The organism is Pseudomonadota bacterium (genome assembly GCA_041395565.1).
Lineage (GTDB): Bacteria > Pseudomonadota > Gammaproteobacteria > UBA9214 > UBA9214 > UBA9214.
Map to the genome: position 1 here is coordinate 232,157 of JAWLAI010000006.1, position 17,338 is coordinate 249,494.

Here is a 17,338-nt window from a genome sequence, read left to right on the forward strand (position 1 = left end):
CTCCAGACTACGGTTACTCCGCTCCCATGAAATCTATGTCGTGGCCTTCGGCCAGCGTCACGTAAGCCTTTTTCCAGTCCGCACGGCGGCCGATGGTGGCGCCGTGACGCTTCACCTTGCCACGCATGTTGCTGATCCGCACGCTGTCGACCTTGACGTCGAACATCAGCTCTACAGCCTTGCGCACGTCCGGCTTGCTGGCGCCGGGCTGGACCTTGAACACGAACTGGCGATTGGCATCCGCCAGGCGCGTGCTTTTTTCCGAGACGATCGGCGCCAGCAGCACCTTCATCAGTTGTTCCCGGTTCATGCCAGGCGCTCCTCGAGTTGTTTCACTGCAGCGGTCGTCATCAGCACCTTGTCGAAACCGATCAGGCTGACGGGATCCGCGGCACTCACCTCGCACACTGCGACATGCGGCAGGTTGCGCGCGGCAAGGTAGAGGTTGTCGTCCGCCGCATCGGTGACAATCAGCACGTTGTCCAGCCCCATGCCTTTCAGCTTGCCGGCCAGTTCACGCGTCTTCGGCAGCTCCACGCCGAACGTCTCGATCGTCAGCAGGCGATCCTGGCGCAGCAGCTCGGACAGGATGGAGCGCATGGCGGCGCGGTACATCTTGCGGTTGATTTTCTGGGCATAGCTGCGCGGCACAGCGGCGAAGGTCTTGCCGCCACCGCGCCACAGCGGGCTGCGGATGGTGCCGGCACGCGCACGACCGGTGCCCTTCTGGCGCCACGGCTTGATACCGCCGCCGCGTACCAGCGCGCGGTTTTTCTGCTGGGCGTTACCCGAGCGCGCCGCCGCCATGCAGGCGGTGACGACCTGGTGCACCAGCGCTTCCTTGAAGTCCTGGCCGAAGACGGTATCGGAGACCTTGATCTTCGCCTTCGCACCCTGTAGCTGTAAATCCATCGTTCTGACTCCTAGCGTGCCTTGACCGCCGGCTTCACGATTACGTCACCGCCCCTGGCACCCGGCACGGAACCCTTGACCAGCAGCAGGTTGCGCTCGGCATCCACCCGCACGACCACGATATTCTGCGTACTGCGGCGGACGTTGCCGAGATGACCGCACATCCGCTTGCCCTTGACGACGCGTCCGGGCGTCTGGTTCTGACCGATGGAACCCGGCGCCCGGTGCGACAGCGAATTGCCGTGCGTCGCGTCCTGGGTGCTGAAGTGGTAGCGCTTGATCACGCCGGCGAAACCCTTGCCGATCGAGGTGCCGGTCACGTCGACCTTCTGCCCGGCCTCGAACAGACCCACGCCCAGCTCGCTGCCGACCTGCAGGTCCTCGCCTTCGCCGTCGGCCAGCCGGAATTCCCACAGGCCACGGCCGGCCTCGGTGCCGGCCTTCGCGAAATGCCCGGCCATTGGGCGGGACACGCGCGATGCCCTGCGCGAACCAGTGGTCACCTGCAGTGCGCGGTAACCGTCCGTCTCGGCGGTCTTCACCTGCGTCACGCGGTTCGGCTCGACGGCAATCACCGTCACCGGCACGGTCACGCCGTCTTCTCCGATGATGCGCGTCATGCCTGCCTTGCGTCCTACGATTCCTATACTCATTTCTTAAATCTCGCGTTCAACGGGGTCAGACCCCGATTTTTTCGTCACGCTTCAACCTGTCCTGTTACCGATAACAAATCGGGCTCTGACCCCTTTCGGGCGCTAATTCAGCTTGATCTGGACATCCACGCCGGCGGCGAGATCCAGCTTCATGAGCGCATCGACCGTCTTTTCCGTCGGATCGACGATATCCATCAGACGCTTGTGCGTCCGAATCTCGTACTGGTCGCGCGCATCCTTGTTGACGTGCGGCGAGATCAGCACGGTAAAACGCTCCTTGCGGGTCGGCAGCGGAATGGGGCCGCGTACCTGTGCACCGGTACGCTTGGCGGTCTCGACGATCTCCGCGGCCGACTGGTCGATCAGGCGATGATCGAAGGCCTTGAGGCGAATCCGGATTCTCTGGTTGCTCATGTTCAATGCTTCACGTTTAGCGGTTGTAGGAGCACCCGCGTCCGCAAACATACCGGACCGGCAACTCGCGCTCGCAGAGCGCTCCTACAGCCAGATTTAATTACTCGATAATCTTGGATACCACGCCGGCGCCGACGGTGCGGCCGCCCTCGCGTATCGCGAAGCGCAGACCCTCGTCCATCGCAATCGGCGCAATCAGCGACACCGTCATCTTCACGTTGTCACCCGGCATCACCATCTCCACGCCTTCCGGCAGATCCACCGCACCCGTCACGTCCGTCGTGCGGAAGTAAAACTGCGGACGGTAATTGCTGAAAAACGGCGTGTGACGACCACCCTCTTCCTTGCTCAGCACGTACACCTCACACTCAAACTTCGTGTGCGGCGTGATCGAACCCGGCTTCGCCAGCACCTGGCCACGTTCAACCTCCTCGCGCTTCGTGCCACGCAGCAACACACCCACGTTGTCGCCCGCCTGACCCTGGTCCAGCAGCTTGCGGAACATCTCCACACCCGTGCACGTCGTCTTCATCGTCGGGTTGATACCCACGATCTCGATCTCGTCGCCTACCTTCACAACCCCACGCTCGATTCGTCCCGTCACCACCGTGCCACGGCCCGAAATCGAAAACACATCCTCCACCGGCATCAAAAATCCACCGTCTATCGCACGCTCCGGCTCCGGTATGTAACGGTCCATCTCGTCTACCAGCTTGATGATCGACGGCACTCCAATCTCGCTCGTGTCACCCTCCAGCGCCTTCAGCGCCGACCCCACCACGATCGGCGTGTCGTCACCCGGAAAATCGTAACTGTCCAGCAACTCGCGGATCTCCATCTCCACCAGCTCCAGCAGCTCCGCATCGTCAACCATGTCCGCCTTGTTCATGTACACCAGAATGTACGGAACACCCACCTGACGACTCAGCAGAATGTGCTCGCGCGTCTGCGGCATCGGACCGTCCGCCGCACTCACCACCAAAATCGCACCGTCCATCTGCGCCGCACCCGTGATCATGTTCTTCACATAGTCAGCATGGCCCGGACAGTCAACGTGCGCATAGTGACGCTTCGTGCTCTCGTACTCCACGTGCGCCGTCGCAATCGTAATACCACGCGCACGCTCTTCCGGCGCATTGTCAATCTGGTCATAGGCCTTGAACGTGCCACCGTGCGTCTCCGCCATCACCTTCGTGATCGCCGCCGTCAGCGTCGTCTTACCGTGATCCACGTGACCAATCGTCCCCACATTCACGTGCGGCTTCGTTCGTTCAAACTTTTCCTTTGACACGACTGTAATCCTCTATGTTCGTCAGTTTCGATTAAAGATCAGGATGCCTTTTTGATGACGGCCTCGGCGACGTTGGCCGGGGCCTCGCTGTATTTCTTGAACTCCATGGAGTAGGTCGCGCGGCCCTGGGTCTGCGAACGCAGCGAGGTCGAGTAACCGAACATCTCGGCCAGCGGCACCTCGGCGCGCAGCAGCTTGACGCCGGCATTGTCCTCCATGCCGCCGATGATGCCGCGCCGGCGGTTCAGGTCACCCATGACGTCGCCCATGTATTCCTCCGGCGTTTCCACCTCGACCGCCATGATCGGCTCGAGCAGCACCGGCTTGGCCTTCTGTGCGCCTTCCTTGAAGCCCATGGAGCCAGCGATCTTGAACGCCATCTCGTTGGAGTCGACGTCGTGGTAGGAACCGTCGAACACGGTGACCTTGACGTCCACCACCGGGTAGCCACCGATGACGCCGTTCTGCATCTGCTCCTGAATGCCCTTGTCCACGGCGGGAATGTATTCCCTGGGCACCACGCCGCCGACGATCCCATTTACGAATTCGTAGCCGGCGCCCGGCTCCTGCGGTTCCAGCCGCAGCCAGACGTGGCCATACTGGCCGCGGCCGCCGGACTGGCGCACGAACTTGCCTTCCGCCTCGACCTTCGCACGGATGGTCTCGCGGTAGGCGACCTGCGGCGCGCCGACGTTGGCCTCGACCTTGAACTCGCGCTTCATGCGGTCGACGATGATCTCCAGGTGCAGCTCGCCCATACCGGAGATGATGGTCTGGCCGGACTCCTCGTCGGTATGCACGCGAAACGACGGGTCTTCCTGCGCCAGCTTCTGCAGTGCGATGCCCATCTTCTCCTGGTCGCTCTTGGTCTTCGGCTCGACCGCCACCGAGATCACCGGATCCGGGAACTCCATGCGCTCCAGCATCACCGCGTGATCCAGCGCGGACAGCGTCGTGCCGGTCACGATGTCCTTCAGGCCGACGCAGGCGGCGATGTCACCGGCGCGCACTTCCTTGATCTCCTCGCGCTGGTTGGCATGCATCTGCAGGATACGGCCGATGCGCTCCTTGTTGCCGCTGGTCGAGTTGCGCACGCTGTCGCCGGACTTCAGCACGCCCGAGTAGACGCGGATGAAGGTCAGCGTGCCGACGAACGGGTCGGTCGCGATCTTGAACGCCAGCGCGGAGAACGGCTCGGCGTCGTCGGCGTGACGCTCCACCGGCTGCTCGCTGTCCAGGTCGATGCCCTTGATGGCCGGCACCTCGGTCGGCGCCGGCAGGAAGTCCACCACGGCGTCCAGCATGGCCTGCACGCCCTTGTTCTTGAACGCGGAGCCGCACAGCATCGGTACGATCTCGAGGTCGATGGTGCGCCGGCGCAGGGCCTGGCGGATCTCCGCCTCGTTCAGGTCACCCTGCTCGAGGTACTTCTCCATCAGTTCCTCGCTGGCCTCGGCCGCGGCCTCGATCATCTTCTCACGCCATTCGCCAGCGCTAGCGCGCAGCTCGGCGGGGATGTCTTCATAGGAGAAGGAGACACCCATGTCCGCCTCGCTCCAGAGGATGGCCTTCATCTTGATCAGGTCGACGACACCGCGAAAACCGTCCTCGGCACCGATCGGGATCTGCACCGGCACCGGGTTGGCGCGCAGGCGCTCGCGCAGCTGGCGCTCGACCTTGAAGAAGTCGGCGCCGGCGCGGTCCATCTTGTTGACGAAGGCCAGGCGCGGCACGCCGTACTTGGTGGCCTGGCGCCAGACCGTCTCGGACTGCGGCTGCACGCCGCCGACCGCGCAGTACAGCATGCAGGCGCCGTCCAGCACACGCATGGAGCGCTCCACCTCGATGGTGAAGTCCACATGGCCGGGCGTGTCGATGATGTTGATGCGGTGCTGCGGATACTGCTGCCCCATGCCGGCCCAGAAGCAGGTCGTGGCCGCGGAAGTGATGGTGATCCCGCGTTCCTGCTCCTGCTCCATCCAGTCCATGGTGGCGGCGCCGTCGTGCACCTCGCCAATCTTGTGGCTCACGCCCGTATAGAACAGCACACGCTCGGTCGTCGTGGTCTTCCCGGCATCGATGTGCGCGGAAATACCGATGTTCCGGTAGCGCTCGATGGAAGTGTGCAGTTCTGGGCCACGGTCGTAATCCTGCTGAATATCTGCTGCGGCGCGGCTTACCAGCGGTAATGCGAAAACGCCTTGTTCGCATCCGCCATGCGGTGCGTGTCCTCGCGCTTCTTGACGGCGGCGCCGCGGTTCTCGGCCGCGTCCATCAGCTCGCCGGCCAGGCGCAGCGGCATGGACTTCTCGCTGCGCTTGCGTGCGGCGTCCAGCACCCAGCGCATGGCCAGGGTGGTACGGCGCACCGGACGCACCTCGACCGGTACCTGGTAGGTGGCGCCGCCGACACGGCGTGACTTCACCTCGACCATCGGGCGCACGTTGTCCAGCGCCTTGTCCAGCACTTCCACCGGGTTCTTGTTGCCTCTGCCGGCGATCTGGTCGAGCGCGCCGTAGATGATGCGCTCGGCGACCGCCTTCTTGCCGGACTGCATGACCATGTTGATGAACTTGGCCAGCATCAGGTTCCCGTACTTGGGATCCGGCAGGATTTCACGTGAACCAATAACTCTTCTTCTGGACATGGTGCGATCTCAAATCAGTGTTCGTTGCTCAATCCGGGGCATCAGGCCTTCGGGCGCTTGGCGCCGTACTTCGAACGGCCCTGGCGCCGGCTGGTGACGCCGGAGGTGTCGAGGCTGCCGCGCACGGTGTGGTAGCGCACACCCGGCAGGTCCTTGACACGGCCGCCGCGGATGAGCACGACCGAGTGCTCCTGCAGGTTGTGGCCTTCGCCACCAATATATGTAGTCACCTCGAAACCGTTGGTCAGGCGCACGCGCGCTACCTTGCGCAGCGCCGAGTTCGGCTTCTTCGGAGTCGTGGTGTAGACACGCGTGCAGACACCGCGCTTCTGGGGACAGGATTCCAGCGCGGGAACGGTACTCTTTTCCCGTTTCCGGGAACGCGGTTTGCGCACTAATTGATTGATTGTGGCCATTACTCAACAAAACCCCGAGATTCGAAACGAAATAATTCCGCAGGTGAAAACAAACGACAGGCCGGCTTGGGACCGGCCTGTCGAAAGGAGCGGAATTTTAGAATCAGGGCATAGCCCTGTCAAGGTCGATTTCTATTCGTCCGTGGAAGATTCGGCCTCGGACGAGGCGGTTACACCCTCTGCCTGCTCGTCGTCGGCCGCGTCCACGGCCGCCATTTCCTCGGAAATATCCAGGGGAATGACGTCGCGTTGACGGTGGCGCGACTCGTGGTAGGCCAGACCGGTACCCGCCGGGATCAGGCGCCCGACGATCACGTTCTCCTTCAGGCCGCGCAGGTTGTCGCAGCTGCCGCGGACCGAGGCCTCGGTGAGCACCCGGGTGGTCTCCTGGAAGGAGGCCGCCGAGATGAACGACTCGGTCGCCAGCGAGGCCTTGGTGATGCCCAGCAGCAGCGGGATCCACTCGGCCGTCTGTTTGCCGGTGCGCAGCAACTGCTCGCTCTCCTCCAGGATGCGGGATTTCTCCACCTGCTCGCCCTTGAGGAAGCGGCTGTCGTTGCCCTCGACGATCTCCACCTTGCGCAGCATCTGGCGCAGGATGACCTCGATATGCTTGTCGTTGATCTTCACGCCCTGCAGCCGGTAGACGTCCTGGATCTCCTTGACCAGATAGCTGGCCATGGTGGAGGTCCCGAGCAGGCGCAGGATGTCGTGCGCGCTGGGCTCGCCGTCGACCAGGGTCTCGCCCTTCTCGATGTGCTCGCCCTCGAACACCGTGACATGGCGCCACTTGGGGATCAGCTCCTCGTGGGCCTCGCCATCGGCGCCGGTGATGATCACGCGCTGCTTGCCCTTGGTGTCCTTGCCGAAGCCCACCGTGCCGGAGATCTCCGCCAGGATGGCGGGTTCCTTGGGCTTGCGGGCCTCGAACAGGTCGGCAACGCGCGGCAAACCACCGGTAATATCACGGGTTTTTGACGATTCCTGCGGGATGCGGGCGATGACGTCGCCCACGCTCACCTCGGCGCCGTCCTCCAGGCCGACGACCGCGCCGGAGGGCAGGAAGTACGCCGCATCCAGGTCGGTACCGGCGAGTTTGAGCGCCTTGCCCTTGGCGTCCACCAGCTTGACCATCGGCCGCAGATCCTTGGCGCCGCTGCCGCGGGACTTGGGATCGGTGATCACCAGGCTGGTCAGGCCGGTCACCTCGTCGGTGGATTCCTGCACGGTGACACCGTCGATGAAGTCCGAGAAGCGGGCCACGCCGGCCACCTCGGTGACGATCGGGTGGGTGTGCGGATCCCAGGTCGCGATCACGCTGCCGCCCGCGACGGAGTCGCCGTCGGCGACGCTGATCACGGAGCCGTAAGGCACCTTGTAGCGCTCACGCTCGCGGCCGAACTCGTCCACCAGGCCGATTTCGCCGGAACGGGACACCGCGACCAGGTTACCCTGCTTGTTGGTGACGGTCTTGATGTTGTGCAGGCGCACGGTGCCGCTGGACTTGACCTCCACGCTGTTGACGGTCGCGGCGCGGCTGGCGGCGCCACCGATGTGGAAGGTGCGCATGGTCAGCTGCGTGCCCGGCTCGCCGATGGACTGCGCCGCGATCACGCCGATGGCCTCGCCGGCATTGACCATGTGGCCGCGCGCCAGGTCGCGGCCGTAGCAGGCGGCACAGACGCCGTAGCGGTTGTCGCAGGTGATCGCGGAACGCACCTTCAGCTCGTCCACACCCAGCGCCTCGAGCCGGTCGACCCAGTCCTCGTCGAGCAGGGTGTTGCGCGGTGCGATCACCTCCTCGGTACCGGGACGCAGCACGTCCTCGGCGGTCAGGCGGCCGAGCACGCGTTCGCGCAGCGGCTCCACGACGTCGCCACCCTCGACCAGCGGCGTCATTACCAGGCCCTCGCCGGTGCCGCAGTCGTCGCCGATGATCACCAGATCCTGGGCCACGTCGACCAGGCGGCGGGTCAGGTAACCGGAGTTGGCGGTTTTCAGCGCCGTATCGGCCAGGCCCTTGCGCGCGCCGTGGGTGGAGATGAAGTACTGCAGCACGTCGAGACCCTCGCGGAAGTTCGCGGTGATCGGTGTCTCGATGATGGAACCGTCCGGCTTGGCCATCAGGCCGCGCATGCCGGCCAGCTGGCGGATCTGGGCGGCGGAGCCGCGCGCGCCGGAGTCGGCCATCATGTAGACGGAATTGAAGGAGGGCTGCTTGACCCTGTTGCCCTTGGCGTCAACCTTCTCCTCGGTACCGAGCACTTCCATCATCGCCTTGGCGACCTGCTCGTTGGTACGCGACCAGATGTCGACCACCTTGTTGTAGCGCTCGCCCATGGTGACCAGACCGGAGGTGTACTGGTTCTCGATCTCCAGCACCTCGTCCTCGGCATCGCTGAGGATCTTGGCCTTGACCGCGGGAATGGTCATGTCGTTGATACCGAACGATACCGCTGCCCGGGTGGCGTAGGAAAAACCCGTGTACATCAGCTGGTCGGCGAAGATCACGGTCTCCTTCAGACCGACGCGGCGATAGCAGGCGTTGATCAGGTTGGAGATCGCCTTCTTGGTCATGTCGCGGTTGACCAGGTCGAAGGTCAGTCCCCGGGGCAGGATCTCGGACATCAGCGCGCGGCCGACGGTGGTCTCCACCAGCCCCTTGGTCCGGTAGGCCTCGCCGTTCTCGTCGAGCTCGTAGCGCGGGATGCGCACCTTGACGCGCGCGTGCAGCGACGCCGCACCGCTCTGGTAGGCGCGGTGCACCTCGGCGACATCCGCGAACACCATGCCTTCACCCTTCGCATTGATCGATTCGCGCGTCAGGTAGTAGAGCCCCAGCACCACGTCCTGGGAGGGCACGATGATCGGTTCGCCGTTGGCCGGCGAGAGGATGTTGTTGGAAGACATCATCAGCGCGCGCGCCTCCAGCTGCGCCTCCAGCGACAGCGGTACGTGCACGGCCATCTGGTCGCCGTCGAAGTCGGCGTTGAATGCGGCGCACACCAGCGGGTGCAGCTGGATCGCCTTACCCTCGATCAGCACCGGCTCGAAGGCCTGGATGCCGAGGCGATGCAGGGTCGGTGCGCGGTTCAGCAGCACCGGATGTTCACGGATGACCTCTTCCAGGATATCCCAGACCTCCGGCCCCTCGCGCTCGACCAGCTTCTTGGCCGCCTTGATGGTGGTGGCCAGGCCGCGCAGCTGCAGCTTGCTGAAGATGAACGGCTTGAACAGCTCCAGCGCCATGCGCTTGGGCAGGCCGCACTGGTGCAGCTTGAGCGTCGGACCGACCACGATCACGGAACGTCCGGAGTAGTCGACGCGCTTGCCGAGCAGGTTCTGGCGGAAGCGTCCCTGCTTGCCCTTGATCATGTCGGCCAGCGACTTCAGCGGACGCTTGTTGGTGCCGGTGATGGCGCGGCCGCGGCGACCGTTGTCGAGCAGGGCGTCGACGGACTCCTGCAGCATGCGCTTCTCGTTGCGCACGATGATGTCCGGGGCGGAGAGTTCGAGCAGCCGCTTGAGGCGGTTGTTGCGGTTGATGACGCGACGGTACAGGTCGTTCAGGTCGGAGGTCGCGAAGCGGCCGCCATCGAGCGGCACCAGCGGGCGCAGCTCCGGCGGCAGCACCGGCAGCACCGTCATCACCATCCATTCCGGCCGGTTGCCGGAATCGAGGAACGACTCGATCAGCTTGAGGCGCTTGGTGATGCGCTTGAGCTTGGTCTCGGACTTGGTGGAACCGCCCTCCTCGCGCAGCTTCACCGCCTCGACCTGCAGGTCGATACCCTTGAGCAGCTCGTAGATCGCCTCGGCACCCATGCGCGCGTCGAACTCGTCGCCGTTCTCCTGGATGGCGTCGAGGTAAGCCTCGTCGGTCAGCAGCTGGCCGCGCTCGAGCGTGGTCATGCCGGGATCGATCACGGCGTAGGCCTCGAAATACAGCACGCGCTCGATATCACGCAGCGTCATGTCGAGCAGCAGGCCGATGCGCGAGGGCAGCGACTTCAGGAACCAGATGTGGGCGGCCGGGCTGGCCAGCTCGATGTGGCCCATCCGCTCGCGCCTGACCTTGGCGAGCGTGACCTCCACGCCGCACTTCTCGCACACCACGCCGCGGTGCTTGAGGCGCTTGTACTTGCCGCACAGGCATTCGTAGTCCTTGACCGGTCCGAAGATCTTGGCGCAGAACAGGCCGTCGCGCTCCGGCTTGAAGGTGCGGTAGTTGATCGTCTCCGGCTTCTTGACCTCGCCGTACGACCAGGAACGGATCATGTCGGGGGACGCCAGGCCGATGCGGATGGCGTCGAATTCTTCCGTATGACCCTGCGGTTTCAGTAGATTGAGTAAGTCTTTCATCGTCTCTCCTGCACGTGGAGTGTCGCGATACCGGCGAACCGGCTGCCGATCATCCTGTTGCCTGTTCCTATTCCTGCTCCAACTCCATGTTGAGTCCGAGCGAACGGATTTCCTTCACCAGCACGTTGAAGGACTCCGGCATGCCGGCATCCATCTGGTGGTTGCCGTCCACGATGTTCTTGTACATCTTGGTACGGCCATTCACGTCGTCGGACTTGACGGTGAGCATCTCCTGCAGGGTGTAAGCGGCGCCGTAGGCCTCCAGCGCCCACACCTCCATCTCACCGAAGCGCTGGCCGCCGAACTGCGCCTTGCCGCCGAGCGGCTGCTGCGTGACCAGGCTGTAGGGACCGGTGGAACGGGCATGCATCTTGTCATCGACCAGGTGGTTGAGCTTGAGCATATACATGTAGCCGACCGTGACCTCGCGGTCGAAAGCGTCGCCGGTACGGCCGTCGTAGAGCGTGGTCTGGCCGCTGACCGGCAGGTCCGCCAGCTCCAGCATGCGCTTGATCGCGGACTCCGGCGCACCGTCGAATACCGGCGTGGCCATCGGCACGCCCTTCACCAGGTTCCTTGCCAGATCGAGGATCTCGGCATCACCCAGTGAATTGAGGTCTTCCTTGCGGCCGCTGGAATTGTAGATCTTGTCGAGCAGTGCGCGGATGTCGGCGACCTTCTGCTGCGCCTCGAGCATCCTGCCGATCTTGATGCCGAGCCCCTTCGCGGCCCAGCCGAGGTGGGTCTCCAGCACCTGGCCGATGTTCATGCGCGAGGGCACGCCGAGCGGGTTCAGCACGATGTCGATCGCCGTGCCGTCCGCAGTGAACGGCATGTCCTCGACCGGCTGGATCATCGAGATCACGCCCTTGTTGCCGTGGCGTCCGGCCATCTTGTCGCCCGGCTGGATCCGGCGCTTTACGGCCAGGTAGACCTTCACCATCTTCAGCACGCCCGGCGCCAGATCGTCACCGGTGGTGAGCTTGCCGCGCTTGTCTTCCAGACGCTGCTCGAATTCCTTGCGCAGCTGCTTGAGGTGTTCGGCGGCCTTCTCCAGGTCGGCGTTGGCCTCCTCGTTGCGCAGGCGCACCTCGAACCACTTGTCGCGGTCGATTTCGTTCAGGTAATCCTTGGTGATCTTGCTGCCGGCGGCGAGTTTCTTCGGACCGCCCTCGGCCACCTTGCCGGAAAGCAGGGTGCCGACGCGCTCGTAGATATCGTCTTCCATGATGCGCAGCTGGTCGTTCAGGTCCTTGCGGATTGCAGCCATCTGCTCATCCTGGATCTGCAGTGCGCGGGCATCCTTTTCCACGCCGTCGCGGGTGAACACCTGCACGTCGATGACGGTGCCGTCCATGCCGCTCGGCACGCGCAGCGAGGTATCCTTCACGTCGGAGGCCTTTTCGCCGAAGATGGCACGCAGCAGTTTCTCTTCCGGCGTCAGCTGGGTCTCGCCCTTGGGGGTGACCTTGCCGACCAGGATGTCGCCCGGCTTGACCTCGGCACCGATGTAGACGATACCGGACTCGTCCAGCTTGGCGAGCGCGCTCTCGCCCACGTTGGGGATGTCGCCGGTGATCTCCTCGGCACCCAGCTTGGTGTCGCGGGCCACCGAGGTCAGTTCCTCGATGTGGATGGTGGTGAAGCGGTCCTCCTCCACCACGCGCTCGGAGATGAGGATGGAGTCCTCGAAGTTGTAACCGTTCCAGGGCATGAACGCGACCAGCGGGTTCTGGCCCAGCGCCAGCTTCGCCGAGATCGGTGCCTCGGTCCGTCGGCCAGCACGTCGCCGCGCGCAATCGCGTCGCCCGGACGCACCAGCGGCTGGTTGATGCAGGTGTTCTGATTGGAGCGCGTGTACTTGGTCAGGTTGTAAATGTCCACGCCCGGTACGCCGGCGACGGTTTCAGCATCGTTGACCTTGACCACGATGCGGGCCGCGTCGACGGAGTCGACCACGCCGCCACGGCGCGCGACCACGGTCACGCCGGAGTCGATGGCCACGGTACGCTCGATGCCGGTACCGACCAGCGGTTTCTCGGTGATCAGCGTCGGCACCGCCTGGCGCTGCATGTTGGAGCCCATCAACGCGCGGTTGGCGTCGTCGTGCTCCAGGAACGGAATCAGTGCCGCCGCCACCGAGACGATCTGCTTCGGCGAGATGTCGATGTAATCGACCTTGTCCGGCGTCGAGGTCGTGAACTCGTTCTTGTGCCGGCAGGTCACCAGATCCTCGGTCAGCATGCCCTTGGCGTCGATGTTGGCGTTGGCCTGGGCGATGACGTACTGACCCTCCTCGATCGCCGACAGGTAGACGATGTCGTCGGTGACGCGGCCGTTGTCCACCTTGCGGTACGGTGTCTCCAGGAAACCGTACTCGTTGGTCCGCGAATAAACGGCGAGCGAGTTGATCAGGCCGATGTTCGGACCTTCCGGAGTCTCGATCGGGCAGACGCGGCCGTAGTGGGTCGGGTGCACGTCGCGCACCTCGAAGCCGGCACGCTCGCGCGTCAGACCGCCCGGGCCCAGCGCCGAGACGCGGCGCTTGTGGGTAACCTCGGACAGCGGGTTGTTCTGATCCATGAACTGAGACAGCTGGCTGGAGCCGAAGAATTCCTTGACGGCCGCGGCCACCGGCTTGGCGTTGATCAGTTCCTGCGGCATCAGGCTCTCGGATTCCGCCAGGCTCAGGCGTTCCTTGACGGCGCGCTCCACCCGCACCAGGCCGATGCGGAACACGTTCTCCGCCATTTCGCCCACGCAGCGGATACGGCGGTTGCCGAGATGATCGATGTCATCGACGTAGCCGTTGCCGTTGCGGATGTCCACCAGTGTGCGCAGCACGTGCAGGATGTCGGAGCCGTAGGCCGCGACCGCCTGTTTCAGCCCGCTCCAGGTCACGCTATCGCCCGTGTTGCCGGCGGCGCGCACCAGCTGCACAATGTTGGAGTCGATGGTCGCGAGCGACACTTCATGCGCATCGTTCTTCGGCTTGATCCTGGCCTCCAGATCGTTGATCAGGTACAGGTCGTCGATCAGGATGCCGGGGCCGGCCACCTCATCGCGTCCGATGCGGCGGTTGAACTTCATGCGGCCGACCGCGGAGAGGTCATAGCGCTCGCTGGTGAAGAACAGGTTGCGGAACAGGTTCTGCGCGGCGTCCTTGGTCGGCGGCTCGCCCGGGCGCATCATGCGGTAGATCTCGACCATCGCGTCCAGTTCGCTGGTGGTCGGATCGATGCGCAGCGTGCTGGAGATGTAGGACCCGCGGTCGAGATCGTTGACGTACAGGGTGCTGAGATCCTTGACCCCGGAGTCGATCAGCTTGGCCAGCAGCTCCTTGCCGATCTCGTCGTTGGCGTTGGCGATGATCTCGCCGGTCTCCTCGTCGACGATATTGCGCGCGATGATCTTGCCGAGCAGGTATTCCTGCGGCACGACCAGCGACTTGACACCGGCCTTGTCGAGCTCGCGGATATGGCGCGCGGTCACACGCCGCCCTTCCTCGACGATGACCTTGCCCTTCACCTTGATCTCGAAACTGGCCACCTCGCCGCGCAGGCGCTCGGCCACCAGGTCGAGGCGGATCTCGTTCTTGCTGAAATGGAAGGTGTTGGTCTCGAAGAACAGCTCCAGGATCTTCTCGTTGTCGTAGCCCAGCGCGCGCAGCAGGATGGTCGCCGGCAGCTTGCGGCGGCGGTCGATGCGCACGAACACGCAGTCCTTCGGGTCGAACTCCATATCCAGCCAGGAACCGCGGTAGGGAATCACGCGCGCCGAGAACAGCAGCTTGCCGGAGGAATGGGTCTTGCCCTTGTCGTGGTCGAAGAACACTCCCGGCGAGCGGTGCAGCTGGGATACGATGACGCGTTCGGTGCCGTTGATCACGAACGTGCCGTTTTCGGTCATCAGCGGCAGCTCGCCCATGTAGACTTCCTGCTCCTTGATGTCCTTGATCTTGCGCGCATCGGCAGGGGAATCCTTGTCGTAGATGACCAGGCGCACCAGCGCGCGCAACGGGGCTGCGTAGGTCAGGCCGCGCATCTGGCATTCCTTCACGTCGAAGGCGGGTTCGCCCAGGCGGTAGTTGACATAGTCCAGCGCGGCATTGCCGGAATAGCTGACGATAGGGAAAACCGAGGTGAATGCGGCATGCAGACCCTTGTCATCGCGCGCCTCAGGAGCCTTGTCGGCCTGCAGGAAGTCGCGATAGGACTCGATCTGGGTCGCCAGCAGGTACGGCACTTCCAGAATGCTGTGGCGCTCGCCAAAGTCCTTGCGTATGCGTTTCTTCTCGGTGTAGCTGTAAGCCATCGGTTTTCCTCTCCAGTAAAGATGAAGAAAGCTTCGGTCAGCGCCGCGACCCGCCGGGGCGGCACGGACAGGCGGCGCGCGCTGCAGGCGCCGCCCTTTCTTGTACGACAAGCAGGAACAGGCCGGACGCATGAACTGCGTCCAGCCCGCCCTGGGATACCGGGTTTGCTGTAATCACAAACGGATTACGTGCAACCCGTTTGTTGAGCTCTACGGTAGCGCCGGCTTCCTCGAGCTGTTTCTTGATGTCGGCTGCGGCATCCTTGGTGGCGGCCTCCTTGACGGTCGACGGTACGCCTTCCACCATGTCCTTGGCCTCCTTCAGGCCCAGGCCGGTGATCGCGCGGACGGCCTTGATGACGCCGACCTTGTTCTCGCCGAAGCTGGTCATGACGACATCGAACTCGTCCTTCTCTTCCGCGGCGGCAGCCTCACCACCGGCAGCCGGCGCGGCAACGGCGACGGCGGCGGCAGCGGACACGCCGAACTTCTCTTCCATGGCGGAAATCAGACTGACGACGTCCATCACCGACATGTTTGCGATTGTTTCCAGAATCTCTTCTTGTGAAACGGCCATTTCGAATACTCCTGTCTCTAAACTGTGAAATAAATGTGTCTATGCTGCCTGCTTGGCATCGCGGATCGCGGCCACGGTACGCACCAGCTTGCCGGGCACCTCGTTGAGGGTCCGTGCCAGCTTGGCGATCGGGGCCTGCATCACCGACATCAGCATGCCGAGCGCCTGATCGCGGGTCGGCAACGTGGCCAACCGGTCGATCTGGGACGGCTCCAGCAGTTCGCCGCCGACCGACAGCATGGTGACCTTGAACTTGTCGTTTGCCTTGGCAAACTCCTTGGTCACGCGCGCGGCCGCACCCGGATCCTCCTGCGAAAACGCCAGGATCAACGGACCGGTCAGCCGCTCGCTCATGCATGCGAAGTCGGTACCTTCCAGGGCACGACGCGCCAGCGTGTTCTTCACGACGCGCAAATAGACATTGTCCGCGCGCGCCTTGATACGCAGGTTGGTCAGTTGCTCGACCGTCAGGCCGCTGTATTCGGCGGCGACGGCCGAGAATGCCCCTTTGGCAACCTCGGCTACTTCAGCAACAACAGCCTTTTTCTCTTCAAGAGTTAACGCCATTGTGTCTACCTCTTCAGGAACTGGCACCCGGCCTGGCCGCGTGTTGCGTTCCCGTTTATTTACTCCACGCCGGCACTGCTGCGCGGCGCACCTTGCGGTGACTTGAAGACAGGCCGTTTCCGGCAGGTCCCAGGCAACTGCGCGACCGATTGCGGTCATGCCTGTTCCCATTGCAGCGATCACTACCGGCCAGGCGCCGGTTGCGACACTCGCACCTCTCTGTGCACCGGTCGCTATCGGCTCCTGCCTCCCGCGACACTCGCACGTCCCTGTGCATCGATACTGTCTTGCGCTCACCCTCTGCGCAGGCCTTCCGCCAGCGGCGGATGATTAAACACGGTTCGCACCGCGTACCTGCGGTCTTTGACGGCTGCCGGATATACCGGAAAGCGCCAAATCCTTTCCCGGTCCTGATCAGGACCGGCCGGAGCACGGGAGCAGCTCCCGCTCCGGCGCTCTCCCCGGGGGGAGAGACGGCTATGACAACAACCTCACGCGAGGGTCGTCTGGTCGACCTGGAGCCCAGGCCCCATGGTCGTCGAGACGGACACCTTCTTCATGTACACGCCTTTGGCGGTGGACGGCTTGACCTTGTTCAAATCCGCCAGCAACGCACCCAGATTCTCCTTCAGCGCACCGATCTCGAAATCGACGCGGCCGATCGGACAGTGAATGATGCCCGCCTTGTCGGCCCGGTAACGCACCTGGCCGGCCTTGGCATTCTTCACGGCGGTGACCACGTCCGGGGTCACTGTGCCGACCTTGGGATTCGGCATCAGGCCGCGCGGACCGAGGATCTGCCCCAACGCACCGACCACGCGCATCGCGTCCGGCGAGGCGATGACGACGTCGAATTCCATGAAACCCTGCTTGACCTTGTCCGCCAGGTCATCGAAGCCGACGATGTCGGCACCGGCGGCCTTCGCGGCCTCCGCGTTGGCACCCTGGGTGAACACGGCCACGCGCACGCTCTTGCCGGTGCCGTGCGGCAGCACGGTGGCGCCACGCACAGCCTGATCCGACTTGCGCGGATCGATGCCGAGGTTGACGCTGACATCGACCGATTCCTTGAATTTCACGCTGGAGAGCTGCTTCAGCAGACCCAGCGCCTCGTCGATCGGATACGCCCTGTTGCGCTCGACCTTCTCCCGGATCGCCTTCGCCCGTTTCGTCAGTTTGGCCATG

At 63.7% G+C, this 17,338-nt stretch carries 11 protein-coding genes and 2 pseudogenes; all 13 read right to left on the bottom strand.

Annotation, left to right across the window (positions count from 1 at the left end; all coding sequences use genetic code 11):
* Positions 1–13: 13 nt before the first annotated feature.
* The 13 genes and pseudogenes from rplW to rplA all read right to left on the bottom strand — a co-directional run bounded on the left by rplW (position 14) and on the right by rplA (position 17,337).
* Positions 14–310, bottom strand: a complete 297-nt coding sequence (gene rplW / locus R3F42_10890) for a 50S ribosomal protein L23 (GenBank protein MEZ5542540.1) — start codon at positions 308–310, stop codon at positions 14–16.
* On the bottom strand, positions 307–912 hold the full coding sequence (gene rplD, locus R3F42_10895; GenBank protein MEZ5542541.1) for a 50S ribosomal protein L4: 606 nt from the start codon (positions 910–912) through the stop codon (positions 307–309). Before rplD ends, rplW begins: the two co-directional genes overlap by 4 nt.
* An 11-nt stretch (positions 913–923) precedes the next feature.
* Positions 924–1,565 (bottom strand): 50S ribosomal protein L3, encoded by a 642-nt coding sequence (gene rplC, locus R3F42_10900; protein ID MEZ5542542.1) that lies wholly within the window; start codon positions 1,563–1,565, stop codon positions 924–926.
* A gap of 102 nt (positions 1,566–1,667) precedes the next feature.
* The gene (gene rpsJ / locus R3F42_10905) at positions 1,668–1,979 is read right to left on the bottom strand and encodes a 30S ribosomal protein S10 (GenBank protein ID MEZ5542543.1); all 312 of its coding nucleotides are present in this window, start codon (positions 1,977–1,979) and stop codon (positions 1,668–1,670) included.
* A gap of 100 nt (positions 1,980–2,079) precedes the next feature.
* A complete protein-coding gene (tuf, locus tag R3F42_10910; GenBank protein ID MEZ5542544.1) occupies positions 2,080–3,270 on the bottom strand; it encodes an elongation factor Tu in 1,191 nt (396 codons plus the stop codon).
* A gap of 38 nt (positions 3,271–3,308) precedes the next feature.
* Positions 3,309–5,399, bottom strand: a complete 2,091-nt coding sequence (gene fusA, locus R3F42_10915; protein ID MEZ5542545.1) for an elongation factor G — start codon at positions 5,397–5,399, stop codon at positions 3,309–3,311.
* Positions 5,400–5,446: 47 nt separating this feature from the next.
* Positions 5,447–5,917, bottom strand: coding sequence for a 30S ribosomal protein S7 (gene rpsG, locus R3F42_10920; protein ID MEZ5542546.1), 471 nt, complete (start codon positions 5,915–5,917; stop codon positions 5,447–5,449).
* A gap of 41 nt (positions 5,918–5,958) precedes the next feature.
* Positions 5,959–6,333, bottom strand: coding sequence for a 30S ribosomal protein S12 (gene rpsL, locus R3F42_10925; protein ID MEZ5542547.1), 375 nt, complete (start codon positions 6,331–6,333; stop codon positions 5,959–5,961).
* A gap of 132 nt (positions 6,334–6,465) precedes the next feature.
* A complete protein-coding gene (rpoC, locus tag R3F42_10930) occupies positions 6,466–10,695 on the bottom strand; it encodes a DNA-directed RNA polymerase subunit beta' (protein MEZ5542548.1) in 4,230 nt (1,409 codons plus the stop codon).
* Between the two features lie 67 nt (positions 10,696–10,762).
* A pseudogene (rpoB, locus tag R3F42_10935) lies at positions 10,763–15,009 on the bottom strand (DNA-directed RNA polymerase subunit beta).
* 205 nt (positions 15,010–15,214) lie between these two features.
* Positions 15,215–15,586: pseudogene (gene rplL, locus R3F42_10940) on the bottom strand (50S ribosomal protein L7/L12).
* Between the two features lie 39 nt (positions 15,587–15,625).
* Positions 15,626–16,153, bottom strand: coding sequence for a 50S ribosomal protein L10 (gene rplJ, locus R3F42_10945; protein ID MEZ5542549.1), 528 nt, complete (start codon positions 16,151–16,153; stop codon positions 15,626–15,628).
* A gap of 491 nt (positions 16,154–16,644) precedes the next feature.
* Complete coding sequence (gene rplA, locus R3F42_10950) at positions 16,645–17,337, bottom strand: 50S ribosomal protein L1 (protein MEZ5542550.1); 693 nt, start codon at positions 17,335–17,337, stop codon at positions 16,645–16,647.
* Position 17,338: the final 1 nt, after the last annotated feature.